This window comes from Aromatoleum tolulyticum (genome assembly GCF_900156155.1).
Lineage (GTDB): Bacteria > Pseudomonadota > Gammaproteobacteria > Burkholderiales > Rhodocyclaceae > Aromatoleum > Aromatoleum tolulyticum.
This window is the reverse complement of the sequence record NZ_FTMD01000004.1, coordinates 315,720-328,630: the sequence shown is the minus strand read 5'-3', so window position 1 is coordinate 328,630 and position 12,911 is coordinate 315,720. Positions and strand designations below refer to the sequence as shown.

16 protein-coding genes are annotated in these 12,911 nt (G+C 66.5%); 13 read left to right on the top strand and 3 right to left on the bottom strand.

What is annotated here, in order from left to right; translation table 11 throughout:
- Positions 1-42 precede the first annotated feature (42 nt).
- Complete coding sequence (gene hisC, locus BW991_RS08475) at positions 43-1,113, bottom strand: histidinol-phosphate transaminase (protein WP_076601641.1); 1,071 nt, start codon at positions 1,111-1,113, stop codon at positions 43-45.
- A 150-nt stretch (positions 1,114-1,263) separates the two neighbouring features.
- On the opposite strand from hisC, the gene hisB reads away from it, so the two are divergent.
- The 10 genes from hisB (at position 1,264) to tatC (ending at position 6,779) form a co-directional block, all read left to right on the top strand.
- A complete protein-coding gene (hisB, locus tag BW991_RS08470) occupies positions 1,264-1,851 on the top strand; it encodes an imidazoleglycerol-phosphate dehydratase HisB (protein WP_076601640.1) in 588 nt (195 codons plus the stop codon).
- Positions 1,852-1,905: 54 nt separating this feature from the next.
- On the top strand, positions 1,906-2,544 hold the full coding sequence (gene hisH, locus BW991_RS08465; protein ID WP_076601639.1) for an imidazole glycerol phosphate synthase subunit HisH: 639 nt from the start codon (positions 1,906-1,908) through the stop codon (positions 2,542-2,544).
- A gap of 62 nt (positions 2,545-2,606) precedes the next feature.
- Positions 2,607-3,356, top strand: a complete 750-nt coding sequence (gene hisA / locus BW991_RS08460) for a 1-(5-phosphoribosyl)-5-[(5-phosphoribosylamino)methylideneamino]imidazole-4-carboxamide isomerase (protein ID WP_076601638.1) — start codon at positions 2,607-2,609, stop codon at positions 3,354-3,356.
- Positions 3,356-4,114 carry an imidazole glycerol phosphate synthase subunit HisF gene (gene hisF, locus BW991_RS08455; protein WP_076601637.1) on the top strand — a complete coding sequence of 253 codons (759 nt, stop codon included), beginning with the start codon at positions 3,356-3,358 and terminating at the stop codon, positions 4,112-4,114. The genes hisA and hisF overlap by 1 nt, the downstream gene beginning before the upstream one ends.
- Positions 4,111-4,512, top strand: a complete 402-nt coding sequence (gene hisI, locus BW991_RS08450) for a phosphoribosyl-AMP cyclohydrolase (protein WP_076601636.1) — start codon at positions 4,111-4,113, stop codon at positions 4,510-4,512. The genes hisF and hisI overlap by 4 nt, the downstream gene beginning before the upstream one ends.
- Positions 4,509-4,835 (top strand): phosphoribosyl-ATP diphosphatase, encoded by a 327-nt coding sequence (locus BW991_RS08445; RefSeq protein WP_076601635.1) that lies wholly within the window; start codon positions 4,509-4,511, stop codon positions 4,833-4,835. The genes hisI and BW991_RS08445 overlap by 4 nt, the downstream gene beginning before the upstream one ends.
- Before the next feature lie 7 nt (positions 4,836-4,842).
- Positions 4,843-5,190 (top strand): histidine triad nucleotide-binding protein, encoded by a 348-nt coding sequence (locus BW991_RS08440; RefSeq protein WP_076601634.1) that lies wholly within the window; start codon positions 4,843-4,845, stop codon positions 5,188-5,190.
- Between the two features lie 10 nt (positions 5,191-5,200).
- Positions 5,201-5,425 (top strand): Sec-independent protein translocase subunit TatA, encoded by a 225-nt coding sequence (gene tatA / locus BW991_RS08435; RefSeq protein WP_076601633.1) that lies wholly within the window; start codon positions 5,201-5,203, stop codon positions 5,423-5,425.
- Positions 5,426-5,529: 104 nt separating this feature from the next.
- A complete protein-coding gene (gene tatB, locus BW991_RS08430) occupies positions 5,530-6,021 on the top strand; it encodes a Sec-independent protein translocase protein TatB (RefSeq protein WP_076601632.1) in 492 nt (163 codons plus the stop codon).
- Positions 6,018-6,779: a twin-arginine translocase subunit TatC gene (gene tatC, locus BW991_RS08425; RefSeq protein ID WP_076601631.1), complete on the top strand. Its 762-nt coding sequence runs from the start codon at positions 6,018-6,020 to the stop codon at positions 6,777-6,779. The genes tatB and tatC overlap by 4 nt, the downstream gene beginning before the upstream one ends.
- 19 nt (positions 6,780-6,798) lie before the next feature.
- On the opposite strand, the gene BW991_RS08420 is transcribed toward tatC, so the two are convergent.
- Positions 6,799-7,962 (bottom strand): Do family serine endopeptidase, encoded by a 1,164-nt coding sequence (locus BW991_RS08420; protein WP_076601630.1) that lies wholly within the window; start codon positions 7,960-7,962, stop codon positions 6,799-6,801.
- 73 nt (positions 7,963-8,035) lie between these two features.
- On the opposite strand from BW991_RS08420, the gene BW991_RS08415 reads away from it, so the two are divergent.
- Positions 8,036-8,782, top strand: a complete 747-nt coding sequence (locus tag BW991_RS08415) for a Nif3-like dinuclear metal center hexameric protein (RefSeq protein WP_076601629.1) — start codon at positions 8,036-8,038, stop codon at positions 8,780-8,782.
- A 40-nt stretch (positions 8,783-8,822) separates the two neighbouring features.
- Here BW991_RS08415 and BW991_RS08410 read toward each other — a convergent pair whose 3' ends face one another.
- Complete coding sequence (locus BW991_RS08410; protein WP_076601628.1) at positions 8,823-10,679, bottom strand: type IV pilus assembly protein FimV; 1,857 nt, start codon at positions 10,677-10,679, stop codon at positions 8,823-8,825.
- Between the two features lie 259 nt (positions 10,680-10,938).
- On the opposite strand from BW991_RS08410, the gene BW991_RS08405 reads away from it, so the two are divergent.
- Both BW991_RS08405 and sucC read left to right on the top strand, forming a co-directional pair.
- Positions 10,939-11,493, top strand: coding sequence for a DUF2889 domain-containing protein (locus BW991_RS08405; RefSeq protein WP_076601627.1), 555 nt, complete (start codon positions 10,939-10,941; stop codon positions 11,491-11,493).
- Between the two features lie 255 nt (positions 11,494-11,748).
- Positions 11,749-12,909 (top strand): ADP-forming succinate--CoA ligase subunit beta, encoded by a 1,161-nt coding sequence (gene sucC / locus BW991_RS08400; protein ID WP_076601626.1) that lies wholly within the window; start codon positions 11,749-11,751, stop codon positions 12,907-12,909.
- Positions 12,910-12,911 lie beyond the last annotated feature (2 nt).

The following is a 12,911-nucleotide window of genomic DNA, read 5'->3' as shown; positions in this document are numbered from 1 at the left end:
GGAATCACGGAAGGGCGCCCCGACGGGGCGCCCTTCCTGCGTTTACGCGAGGATTTCGCGCAGCGCACCGATCAGGGCGCCGCACTGCTCGTCGGTGCCGACGGTGATGCGCAGGAACTGATCGATGCGCGGCTGGCGGAAGTGGCGCACGATGATCGCGCGCTTGCGCAGCTCGGCGGCGAGCTCGCCCGCGTCGCGCGTCGGGTGCGTCGCGAAGACGAAGTTCGCCGCCGACGGCAGCACTTCGAAGCCGAGTGCGGACAGGTCTGAAACGAGCTGGCCGCGCGTGCGAATCACCGCCTGGCGCGTGCGCTCGAAATACTCCTCGTCCTCGATCGCCGCGACGGCGCCGACGATTGCCAGCCGGTCGAGCGGATAGGAGTTGAAGCTGTCCTTCACGCGCACGAGCGCCTCGATCAGGTCAGGGTGGCCGATCGCGAAGCCTACGCGCAGCCCCGCGAGCGAGCGCGACTTGGACAAGGTCTGCACGACCAGCAGGTTGGGATAGCGGGCCGTGAGCGGAATCGCCGACTCGCCGCCGAAGTCCACGTAGGCCTCGTCGATGACGACCACGCACTGCGGATTGCCGGCGACGATGCGCTCGATCTCGGCGAGCGGCAGCAGGCGTCCCGTCGGCGCGTTCGGGTTCGGAAAAACGATGCCGCCCGCGGCCTGCCCGTCGGTCGGCAGGTAGTCGTCGGGGCGGATCGCGAGGTTTTCGTCGAGCGGCACCGTCGCGAACTCGATCCCGTACAGCCCGCAATACACGGGATAGAAGCTGTACGAGATGTCCGGGAAGCGCAGCGGCCGATCGTGCTTGAGCAGCGCCAGGAAGGCGTGCGCGAGCACCTCGTCGGAGCCGTTGCCGACGAACACCTGCTGCGGCGTGATGCCGTGGCGTGCCGCGATGGCGGCGCGCAGCCGTTCCGAGGTCGGGTCGGGATACAGGCGCAGCGCATCGGACGCCTCGGCGCGGATCGCCTCGATCGCCTTCGGCGAGGGGCCGTACGGGTGCTCGTTGGTGTTGAGCTTGACCAGGTTGGCGATCTTGGGCTGTTCGCCCGGGACATAGGGGGTCAGGCCGTTGACGACGGCACTCCAGTATTGGCTCATCGGAGGATCGGGTGCAGGATTGTCGGAGGGGCCCCGCGCAGGCCCGGCGGCCGCTGCGGCCGGCATTGCGGCGGGACAGTCAGGCGATGGTATCATGCCGGAGAGTGACGCCCGATCGCGTCCGGAACCCTTATTTTCAAGCAGAATCCCATGCGGCAAGCCGAAGTAACTCGCGACACCCTGGAAACCCGGATCACCGTCCGTATCGACCTGGACGGCAGCGGCAAGGCCAGTCTCGCCACGGGCGTGCCCTTCTTCGATCACATGCTCGACCAGATCGCCCGCCACGGCGCGATCGATCTCGATATCAAGGCCGAAGGCGACACCCACATCGACGACCACCACACCGTCGAGGATGTCGGCATCACGCTGGGGCAGGCCTTCGCGAAGGCCCTCGGCGACAAGAAAGGGATTTTCCGCTACGGCCATGCCTACGTGCCGCTCGACGAGGCGCTGTCGCGCGTGGTCGTCGATTTCTCCGGCCGTCCCGGGCTGCACTACTTCGTGAACTACACGCGTGCGCGCATCGGCAACTTCGATGTCGATCTCGCGCGCGAATTCTTCCAGGGTTTCGTCAATCATGCCGGGGTGACCGTGCATATCGACAACCTGCGCGGCGACAACGCCCATCACCAGTGCGAGACCATCTTCAAGGCCTTCGGTCGCGCGTTGCGCATGGCCGCCCAGCGCGACGAGCGCGCGGCCGGCGTGATTCCCTCGACCAAGGGCGCCCTCTGAATTTCCGCCAAACTCCCCGCCAAACCTTCTGATTTTCCTGCGAGCGATTCCGCGATGAGCGACGTAGCCATCATCGACTACGGCATGGGCAACCTGCGTTCGGTTGCCAAAGCGGTCGAACACGTAGCCCCCGGCAAGACCGTGGTCGTGACCTCCGACCCTGCTGTGGTCGCCGCGGCCGGCCGGGTGGTGTTTCCGGGGCAGGGCGCGATGCCCGACTGCATGCGCGAACTGGATCTGCGCGGATTGCGCGCATCGGTGCTCGAGGCCGCCGCGTCCAAGCCCTTCCTCGGCATCTGCATCGGCGAACAAATGCTTTTCGAGCACAGCGAGGAGGGCGACGTGCCGGGCCTCGGTATCCTTCCCGGCAATGTCGTGCGTTTTCCCGACGCGAACATGGTCGCCGCCGACGGCGCCCGCCTGAAGGTGCCGCACATGGGCTGGAACCGCGTGCAGCAGCGCATCGCGCACCCGTTGTGGGAAGGCATTCCCGACGGCGAGCGCTTCTATTTCGTGCACAGCTATTTCGTCCGGCCGGACGAGCCGTCGCTGGTCGCGGCCGAAACCGATTACGGTTTGATGTTTACCAGTGCGGTAGCGCGGGATAACATCTTCGCGGTTCAGTTCCATCCCGAAAAGAGTGCGCAGGCGGGCCTGCGGATGCTTGCGAATTTCATTTCCTGGGCCCCCTGACGAGCGCCGTCCGGACCCGTCTGTAGCTTCCCTTCCACTCCTCTGATGCCACTCATCCCCGTATGCTGCTGATTCCCGCTATCGATCTGAAGGACGGCCATTGCGTCCGCCTCAAGCAGGGCGAAATGGACGACGCCACGGTGTTTTCCCAGGACCCGGCCGCGATGGCACGGCACTGGATCGACCTCGGCGCACGCCGCCTGCACCTCGTCGACCTCAACGGCGCCTTCGCCGGCAAGCCGAAGAACGGGGCCGCGATCCGCGCGATCGCCGATGAGGTCGGCGACGACATTCCCGTGCAACTCGGCGGGGGCATCCGCGACCTCGACACCATCGAGCATTACCTCGACAACGGCATCTCCTACGTCATCATCGGCACTGCCGCGGTGAAGAATCCGGGCTTTCTGCACGACGCGTGCGGCGCCTTCCCGGGCCACATCATCGTCGGCCTCGACGCCAAGGACGGAAAGGTCGCCGTCGATGGCTGGTCGAAGATGACCGGGCACGACGTCGTGGATCTCGCGAAGAAGTACGAGGACTACGGCGTCGAAGCCGTGATCTACACCGACATCGGTCGCGACGGCATGCTTTCGGGCGTGAATATCGACGCGACCGTGCGCCTTGCGCAGGCCCTGCGCATCCCGGTCATCGCCAGCGGCGGCATCGCCACGCTGGCGGATATCGACGCGCTGTGCGCGGTCGAGTCCGAAGGCATCACCGGCGCGATCACCGGGCGCGCGATCTACGAAGGCACGCTGGACTTCGCCGCCGCGCAGGCGCGCGCGGACGAACTCAGCGGCGAAACGGCCTGATGCTCGCCAAGCGCATCATCCCCTGCCTGGACGTGAATGCCGGGCGCGTGGTCAAGGGTGTCAACTTCGTCGAACTGCGCGACGCCGGCGATCCGGTCGAGATCGCGCGCCGCTACGACGAGCAAGGGGCTGACGAGATCACGTTCCTCGACATCACCGCCAGCTCCGACGCGCGCGACACCATCATCCACGTCGTCGAGCAGGTGGCCGAGCAGGTCTTCATCCCGCTGACCGTGGGTGGCGGCGTGCGCACGGTCGAGGATGTGCGGCGCCTGCTCAACGCCGGCGCCGACAAGGTCAGCATCAACACTGCCGCAGTGAATAACCCGCAGGTCGTTGCCGACGCGGCGGGCAAGGTCGGCAGCCAGTGCATCGTCGTCGCGATCGACGCCAAGCAGACTGCCCCCGGCAAGTGGGAGGTGTTCACGCACGGCGGGCGCAACAACACCGGACTCGATGCGATCGAGTGGGCGAAGAAGGTCGCTGCCCTTGGCGCTGGCGAGATCCTGCTCACCAGCATGGACCGCGACGGCACCAAGATCGGCTTCGATCTTGCCCTCACGCGCGCGGTGTCGGATGCCGTCCCGATCCCGGTGATCGCCAGCGGCGGTGTCGGCACGCTCGAGCATCTGGCCGAAGGCGTGTCGGAAGGCCGCGCCGACGCCGTGCTCGCTGCGAGCATCTTCCATTTCGGCCAGCATACGGTGCGCGAGGCGAAGGAGCTGATGCGCAGCCGCGGCATCGAGGTACGACTGTGAGTAACGCCAATTCCGCCCGCTGGCTCAACGAGATCCACTGGGACGACCAGGGCCTCGTGCCGGTGATCGCCCAGGAGGCCTCGACCGGCGACGTGCTGATGTTCGCCTGGATGAACCGCGACGCCCTGCAGCGCACCGCCGAGACGGGCGAGGCGATCTACTGGTCGCGTTCGCGCCGCAAGCTGTGGCACAAGGGCGAGGAGTCCGGCCACGTGCAGAAGGTGCATGAGATCCGCATCGACTGCGACAACGACGTGGTGCTGCTGAAGGTCGAGCAGATCGGCGGCATCGCCTGCCACACGGGCCGCCACAGCTGCTTTTTCCAGCGTTATCTGAGCGCGGGTTCGTGGGAGGCCGTGGACCCCGTGCTGAAGGATCCCAAGGACATCTACAAATGATCGACATCGAAGTGCTGCACCGCGTCGCCGCGACCCTCGCCGAGCGCAAGAAGGCCGACCCCGATTCCTCCTACGTGTCCAGCCTGTACGCCAAGGGCACCGACGCGATCTGCAAGAAGGTCGCCGAGGAAGCCGCCGAGACCATCATGGCGGCCAAGGACAAGGACATGCTGCACATCGTCTGGGAGGTCACCGACCTGTGGTTCCATTCGATGGTGCTGCTGTCGCATTTCGGCCTCTCGGTCGACGATGTGCTGGCCGAGTTCCGGCGCCGCGAGGGCGTCTCCGGCATCGACGAGAAGAAGGCCCGCACGACGGTCTGACGTGAATATGAGCGACTGTATTTTCTGCCGGATCGCGGCCGGCGAGATCCCCGCGAAGAAACTGTACGAGGACGAGCACGTGCTCGCGTTCCACGACATCAACCCGCTCGCGCCGGTGCACTTCCTCGTGATCCCGAAGCTGCACGTCCCGTCGATGGCGGAACTCGGGCCTGAGCACATCGAGGTGATGGGGCGGGTGATGACCACGGCGGCCCAGCTCGCGCGCGAGAACGGGTGCGGCGAAGGCTTCCGCACCATCATCAATACCGGAAGGGTGGGGCGGCAGGAAGTGTATCATCTGCACGTGCACGTCCTCGGTGGCCCGGATGTGCTTCCGGCCATGTTGAAGCGTTAAGGAGAGCAGTATGGGTTCATTCAGCATTTGGCACTGGCTGATCGTCCTGGTGATCGTGGTTCTGGTGTTCGGTACCAAGAAGCTGCGCAACATCGGCCAGGATCTCGGCGGTGCGGTGAAGGGCTTCAAGGACGGCATGAAAGAGTCGGAGAAGTCCGACGACTTGCAGCAGAAGATCGGCGGTGAAACCATCGACGCCCAGGCGCGCGAAAAGTCCGACAAGCTGCATTCCTGAGTCTGTCCGGGCGATGTCGGCGGCAAGGGGCGCGGCGTCAGTGCGCCCCTTCGTTTTGAGGCCGTCACCGTACGCTCGACCCGGCCGGCAAAGGCTTCTACATCATGTTCGATCTAGGTTTTTCTGAACTCATCGTCATCGCGGTGGTGACGCTCATTGTCGTCGGGCCCGAGCGCCTGCCGAAGGTGGCGCGGACTGCCGGCCACCTTCTGGGGCGACTGCAGCGCTACGTCGGCGACGTCAAGTCGGATATCCAGCGCGAGATGCAGCTCGAGGAGCTGAAGAAGTTGCAGCAGCAGGTCGAGCAGCAGGCGCGCGATCTCGAAACGTCGATGCGCGGGCAGGTCCAGAGCGTGGAGGCGGATCTCGCGCAGACCGCTGCGGAGGCGAAGAGCGCGCTGGACGGACCGCACGCATCGGAGGCTGCGGTGAGCGCTGCTCCCGTGGCGGAGGCGGTACCCGCCGCAATCCCGGCGGAGGCCGCGAACCTTCCGGACGCACAGCTCCCCGGGCCCGTCGTCGATAATCGTCAGCTCGAACTCGGACTCGCTCCGGCTGCCGCGCCGCTCGCGAACACGACCACGGACAAAGCATGAGCGCTGTGCAGGAAACCTTCATTTCGCATCTCGTCGAGCTGCGCGACCGGCTGTTGCGCGCGATGCTGGCCGTACTCGTGGTATTCCTGTGCCTGATGCCGTGGGCGGGCGACGTCTACGACCTGCTGGCATTGCCGATGATGCAGACCCTCCCCGAGGGGACGCACATGATCGCGACCGGCGTGATCACGCCCTTCTTCGTGCCGGTGAAGGTGACGATGATGGCGGCCTTCGTGATCGCGCTTCCGGTCGTCCTCTATCAGGCCTGGGCCTTCGTCGCGCCCGGCCTGTACGCGCACGAAAGGCGGCTGGGCCTGCCGCTCGTGCTCGGCAGCACGATCCTGTTCGTGCTCGGGATGGCGTTCTGCTACTTCTTCGTGTTCGGGACGGTGTTCAAGTTCATCGCCGAGTTCGCGCCGAAGAGCATCACGCCGGCGCCGGACATCGAGCAGTACCTGTCTTTCGTGATGACGATGTTCATCGCCTTCGGCCTGACCTTCGAGGTGCCGGTGGCGGTGATCCTGCTCGCCAAGACCGGCGTGGTCAGCGTGGCCAAGCTGGCCGCGGCGCGCCCCTATGTGATCGTCGGCGCCTTCGTCGTCGCCGCGGTCATCACGCCTCCGGACGTGGTGTCGCAGTTGCTGCTGGCGATCCCGATGTGTCTGCTCTACGAGGTGGGCGTGATCATCGCGCGGATTCTCGTCAAGGATCGGCCCGACGGCGGCGAAGAAGCGCTCGAGCGCATCGAGAGCAACTAAGCCCGCGGCGGCGCAGCGTTCAGCGCTGCACGGAGGGGGCCGGACGGCGCCCGATTTCCACCTTCAGATCGACTTCGCTGTCGGCCCGGCGCACGCGGAAATTCGCGCTGTGGCCCGGCATCAGGCCGGCGACCAGCTCCAGCATGCCTTTCGGGTCGTGGACCGGCTTGCCGTCGACGCCGATCAGGATGTCTCCCGGGCGGATGCCCGCGTGCTCGGCCGGGCTGTCGCGCAGCACGCCGGCGATGAGGGCGCCCTCGGTGCCACGAATGCCGAAGGATTCGGCGAGTTCGGGCGTGATCTCCTGGATCTCGACGCCGATCCAGCCGCGCGTGACCTGGCCGGTCGCAATGATCTGCTCGAGCACGTCGCGCGCGGTCGACGCGGGGATCGCGAAGCCGATGCCGAGCGAACCGCCCGAGCGCGAGTAGATCGCCGTGTTGATGCCGACGAGGTGGCCCTGGCTGTCGACCAGCGCACCGCCGGAATTGCCCGGATTGATCGCCGCGTCGGTCTGGATGTAGTTTTCGAAGGTGTTGATGCCGAGCTGGCTGCGCCCGAGGGCCGACACGATGCCCATCGTGACGGTCTGGCCGACGCCGAAGGGGTTGCCGATGGCGAGGACGACGTCGCCGACCTGCAGCGCATCCTGTTTCGCGAAGGTGATCGCCGGCAGCGTGCCGTTACCCTGCAGGCGGAGCACTGCGAGATCGGTCTCGGGGTCGCGGCCGACGAGGCGCGCGGGGAACTTGCGCCCGTCGTTGAGTGCGATCTCGATCTCGTCGGCACCCTCGATGACGTGGTTGTTGGTCAGGACCAGTCCGTCGGGACTCGCGATGACGCCCGAGCCCAGCCCCGATGCGCGTTGCGACGGCGCGTTGCCCTGTCGGTCACCGAAGAAATGGCGGAAGATGGGGTCGTCGAGGAGGGGGTGGCGCGGGCGCGCGATGTCCTTGGCCGTGTAGATATGGACCACGGCCGGCATCGAGCGCCGGGCCGCGTCGGCATAGGAGTTCGGCGCCGGGGCGGGCGCCGCGGAGTCGCTTCCGGGGGCCTCGAGGATGGACACGACCGCGGCGGGGGCGGCGTTCTTGAACCATTCGGGTTTCAGGGTGTTCAGTACAAACAGGACCGCGACGCTCACCGTCACGGCCTGCGCGAAGATCAGCCACAGGCGGCGCATAATGTTGCTCGAATTGGGCGAGCGCGCGGTGTCGCGCTCGCCATGAGGCCCGGAAAACAGGAGTGGAGACCGCATGCAACTCGCCGAACTGCAAGCCCATCTGGATGAACTGCTGGAAGTCCCACGGTTCTGGGATTATTCCCCAAACGGCCTGCAAGTGGAAGGACGCGCCGAGGTGCATCGGGTGCTGTGCGGCGTCACCGCGAGCCAGGCGCTGCTCGACCGTGCCGTGGAGGACGGGGTCGATGCCGTCATCGTGCATCACGGCTGGTTCTGGCGCGGCGAGGACGGCCGCATCACGGGTATCCGCAAGCGTCGCATCGCCAGCCTGCTGCGTCATGACATCAGCCTGCTCGCGTACCACCTGCCGCTCGACGCCCACCCGCAGCTGGGGAACAACGCGCAGCTTGCGGCGCTCGCGGGCTGGGTCGGCGAAGGGCGCTTCGGCGAACAGGACATTGCGTGGATAGGCCGTCCCGAACGGCCGGGGAGTGCCGCGCAGCTCGCGCGTTCCCTGGCTGCGCGGCTCGGGCGCGAGCCGCTGCTGGTGGGTGACGGCGATCGGGCGGTGAGCCGCGTCGCGTGGTGCACGGGCGGCGCGCAGGGCTATTTCGAGCAGGCGATCGCGGCGGGCGCGGACCTCTACGTGTCGGGGGAGATTTCCGAGCAGACCGTGCATCTCGCGCGCGAATCGGGCGTGCCCTACCTCGCCGCGGGACACCATGCGACCGAGCGCTACGGCATCCACGCGCTGGCGCAATATCTGGAACAGACCTTCGGCATCGAGGCGCGTTTCGTCGATCTCGACAATCCGGTGTGAGCGGCTGACGCCGCAGGACGGGGCGGAGTCCTCCGCTCGCTCAGACGAGCTGAGGGGGTGTCTCGCGAGACGCGTCGCCGTCCGAAGGCCGCGGCGGGGCGGCTTCGGGCCGGTAGGGGCCGAGCTGGTCATCGAGGATTGCTTCGAGCAGCAGGATCTCGTCGATGACGCTGAGCGGGAAGCCTTCGCGCGTCCCGTCGCGATTGTCGCGCAGCAGATGCTCGAGGTAGGCCTGGCATTCGCGCGTGCCCCACATCTGCTGGACGTTTTTCGTCACGTGCGCCATCTGTTCCATCGAGTTCGTCGCCAGGCGCGCTTCGTCGAAGCTCTCCCAGGTGACGGTCTTGACGTTGAAGGTCTTGTTGAGCTGTTGTGCGAGAGCGTCGAACTCCTCGCGCAGGTCGGCGGTCCGGTAGACCTCCATGAGCTTGAGCCAGGGCGTGACCGCCTTCTTCGGGTTCGAGGCGATGAACTCGGCGAGCGTGTCGGCTGCGCCGCGGATGCGACCGAACCCCATCATGATCTCGGCGAGCTCGATTGCCGATTCGTGCTCTTCGGCGGATTCCTCGACCGCGACGGGAGCGATCGGGGCAATGGGGTCGATCGGCGCTATCGGGGCGAGCGATATCGGGTGGGCGAAGATGTCTTCCTCGGTCTCCCATCCGAGCGGTGAATGCTCGGGGGGACGTCCGGATGCGCTCGCCTCGGGTATTTCCGGCGGGAGCACGGGGGCGGCCGGGCTGGCCGGTGCGGCCGGCTTCGCGGCGGCGGGGCGCGCGGCCGGTTCCGCACGCGGGGCGGGCGGGCGGGCGGGCGACTTCTTCCGGGCCGGCGCGGGCCTCGACTTCGCTTCCGTTTCGTCGGCGGCAGGCGCCGTTTCGCGGCGCTTGCGGAGCCACGCGAGGACGGCGGCGAGCGCCAGGGAGACGAACCCGACTGTCAGCGTGCCCTGTTTCCAGGCCTCGGCGACGCTGTGGTCGGGCTCCGGCGGTTGCGCCTTCGGTGCAGGCGGTTCCGCCTCGTCAGGTTCGACGACCGGGGCAATGCCGGATGCCGACGCGGGCGTGCGGACATGCTCGGCCATCATGCGCGACTGCACGGCTTCGAGCTGCCGGATGCGCTCGTTCAGTTCGAGCTGGGCAACGATGGTCCGGTCGATCGCCATGATCACGGACTGCTCGCGGCGCAGCTCCTCGCGCCGGGCTTCGGTCGTCGCGTCGATGCGTGCGAGACTGCCGAGTTGCGTGCTCAGGCGCAGGCCGGCGCCGGGAATCTCCGATTCGCCGCCGCCGAGTTCGAGCCGGTCGCGGCCGGTGGTCGCCGGTGTCGCGACGCGGCGGGGTGCTGCGGCGGACGTCGTTGCCGGGGCGTCGGCGGAGGGCGTGGTGCGACGGTTCTGGCGCGCCCGGCGCGGCGCTTCCTGCGCAGGGGCGTCTGCAAGCGTGCCGCCGGACTGCAGCGGCGCTTGCGTGCCCGCGGATTCCGCTGCGGCGGCGGAGTCGTCGGGGAAGGCCAGCAGCACCGTGTACTCGCGGCGCAGACGGCTGTCGCAGATGTCCTCGATGGCGAATCGCAGTGCGGGATCGAAGCTGGGCAGGCGGTGCGAGAGCACGAGCCGCGCCTTCGGTGCGCGGCCGGCGAGGTCGAGGCGCGCATTGCGTACCCGCGGCAGGCCATCGGACGCCGCCGACGGGACCGCAGGGCGCAGGCACTCGGCAACTTGCGCGAGGTCGCCCTGGAGGACGGGAATCTCGATTCTCAGGGGTTCGCCGATCTTCGATAGCGGCACGGGTTCGCCGAGAACGAAGGCGCCTGACGGCGTCGGCGCGAACGTCAGCAGCGCCGCCAGGAGCAGAGGCGCGGAATCCCTCGGGTGCAGGCACTGCTGTTTTGTCATCGTCCGTTCTTATGCTGGCGAGAGCCCGGGCGTAAAGCCATATCTTGTATCAAATCGTTGCGGAGCATTGTAACGAATTTGCATTGCCGCCGCCCGCCGAAAACGGGAGATCTTACCCCGACCTTATGACATTCGGTAATTGCGGAGCGCCGGCGGGTGGAAGACGTCGACGTGCTGCCCGGAATGGGTGCATCTGCGCGCGCGGCCAACGTCCCGATTCGCGGTAACATGCGGTTTTCCATACGTTGCCGTACGTCCGATGCCGCTCTCTCCTCCCAAGTGCGCACGTACTCCGGCGCATCTGCGCCAGATCACGGTCGAGGGTTTTCGCCGCGACGATGGCCTGCTGGAGCTCGAGGCCTGCCTGCGCGACACGAAGGCCGTCGATTATCCGCTCGCGTCCGGCGTGCGCCGCGCCGGTGATCCCGTGCACGAGATGCGCGTGCGGATCACGATAGACGAGGCGTTCAACATCGTCGATGCCGAGGCATGTTCCGATCGTGTCCCCTACGCGGGCGAATGCGACACGATCGGGCCCGCCTACGGGCGGCTTGTCGGGCTGAACCTGATCCGCGGCTTTCGCCGCAATGTCGGGGAGATGTTCGCGGACGTGCGCGGATGTTCGCACGTGACCGAGCTGCTGATGAGTCTGCCGACGGCGGCGGTGCAGACTTTCGCGACTTACCGGCGCGATAACGAGGACTCCGTCGAGAAGCCCTTCCAACTCGACAAGTGCCACGCGCTGGAAAGCTCGCGCGAGACGGTGCGCCGCTATTACCCGAAGTGGTACCGCAAGCCCCTGGGCGAGGAGTAGCGGCGGGCGGCCGGACGGTTCGCGCGGGAGTTGCCGATTCTGCACTGCGCAATTGCGGGTATAATCCTGCGATCTTGCGACCTTCAGGCCCGTTTCGGGTCCGGGTCAATAGGTCGGGCCGGGCGGCATACGACCGGTCGGGAGCGGTATGCGTCGGTCGAGGGAGACGGCGTATGTCGCGGAGCGATGCTCCGAAGCGTCCCATCAACCTGTTCGCGGCGTCCAGGGCGTCGCGGCTTCGATCGAAGGGCAATCATGAAGATTCATGAGTATCAGGCAAAAGAACTACTAAGAAAGTATGGCGTCGTGACGCCGCGCGGTTTCCATACCGTGTCGGTGGATGGCGCGGTGAAGGCAGCCGAAGAGCTGGGCGGCAAGGTTTGGGTCGTGAAGGCACAGATCCACGCCGGTGGCCGCGGCAAGGGCGGCGGCGTGAAGCTGGCCCGCTCGCTGGATGAAGTGCGCCAGTACGCGAACGACATTCTCGGCATGCAGCTGATCACGCACCAGACCGGGCCCGAAGGCCAGAAGGTGCGCAACCTGCTGATCGAGGAAGGCGCCGACATCAAGAAGGAATACTACGTTGCTGCGCTGACCGACCGCGCCACGCAGAAGGTCGCGATCATGGCCTCCTCCGAAGGCGGCATGGACATCGAGGAAGTCGCGCACAGCACGCCTGAGAAGATCCTGAAGGAATTCGTGGATCCGCTGGTCGGCCTGACCGACGCGCAAGCGGAGAACCTGGCCCGTGGTATCGGCGTGCCGGAAGCCTCGGTGGCCAAGGCCGTGGATACGCTGAAGCGCCTGTACACCTGCTACATGGAAACCGATGCCTCGCTGGCGGAAATCAACCCGCTGATCCTCGAAGGCAACGGCAACATCAAGGCGCTCGACGCCAAGTTCAACTTCGATTCGAACGCGCTGTACCGTCATCCGGAGATCGTCGATTTCCGTGACTTCGACGAAGAAGACGCGGACGAGATCGAAGCCTCGAAGTTCGACCTCGCCTACATCTCGCTCGACGGCAACATCGGCTGCCTGGTGAACGGCGCCGGTCTGGCGATGGCCACGATGGACACGATCAAGCTGTTCGGCGCCGAGCCGGCCAACTTCCTCGACGTCGGCGGCGGCGCGACGACCGAGAAGGTCACCGAAGCGTTCAAGATCATGCTCAAGAACCCCAAGGTCAAGGGCATCCTGGTCAACATCTTCGGCGGCATCATGAAGTGCGACACCATCGCCACCGGCGTGGTTGTTGCAGCCAAGGAAGTTCATCTCTCCGTCCCGCTCGTGGTGCGCATGAAAGGCACCAACGAGGACCTCGGCAAGAAGATCCTTGCCGAATCGGGCCTGCCGATCATTACCGCCGACACGATGGCGGAAGCCGCGACCAAGATCGTCGCGGCGGTCAAGTAAGG

Coding starts and splice junctions, on each gene's coding strand:
- hisC (WP_076601641.1), bottom strand. CDS start 1,113: ATGAGCCAATACTGGAGTGCCGTCGTCAACGGCCTGACCCCCTATGTC.
- hisB (WP_076601640.1), top strand. CDS start 1,264: ATGCGGCAAGCCGAAGTAACTCGCGACACCCTGGAAACCCGGATCACC.
- hisH (WP_076601639.1), top strand. CDS start 1,906: ATGAGCGACGTAGCCATCATCGACTACGGCATGGGCAACCTGCGTTCG.
- hisA (WP_076601638.1), top strand. CDS start 2,607: ATGCTGCTGATTCCCGCTATCGATCTGAAGGACGGCCATTGCGTCCGC.
- hisF (WP_076601637.1), top strand. CDS start 3,356: ATGCTCGCCAAGCGCATCATCCCCTGCCTGGACGTGAATGCCGGGCGC.
- BW991_RS08445 (WP_076601635.1), top strand. CDS start 4,509: ATGATCGACATCGAAGTGCTGCACCGCGTCGCCGCGACCCTCGCCGAG.
- BW991_RS08440 (WP_076601634.1), top strand. CDS start 4,843: ATGAGCGACTGTATTTTCTGCCGGATCGCGGCCGGCGAGATCCCCGCG.
- tatA (WP_076601633.1), top strand. CDS start 5,201: ATGGGTTCATTCAGCATTTGGCACTGGCTGATCGTCCTGGTGATCGTG.
- tatB (WP_076601632.1), top strand. CDS start 5,530: ATGTTCGATCTAGGTTTTTCTGAACTCATCGTCATCGCGGTGGTGACG.
- tatC (WP_076601631.1), top strand. CDS start 6,018: ATGAGCGCTGTGCAGGAAACCTTCATTTCGCATCTCGTCGAGCTGCGC.
- BW991_RS08420 (WP_076601630.1), bottom strand. CDS start 7,962: ATGCGCCGCCTGTGGCTGATCTTCGCGCAGGCCGTGACGGTGAGCGTC.
- BW991_RS08415 (WP_076601629.1), top strand. CDS start 8,036: ATGCAACTCGCCGAACTGCAAGCCCATCTGGATGAACTGCTGGAAGTC.
- BW991_RS08410 (WP_076601628.1), bottom strand. CDS start 10,679: ATGACAAAACAGCAGTGCCTGCACCCGAGGGATTCCGCGCCTCTGCTC.
- BW991_RS08405 (WP_076601627.1), top strand. CDS start 10,939: ATGCCGCTCTCTCCTCCCAAGTGCGCACGTACTCCGGCGCATCTGCGC.
- sucC (WP_076601626.1), top strand. CDS start 11,749: ATGAAGATTCATGAGTATCAGGCAAAAGAACTACTAAGAAAGTATGGC.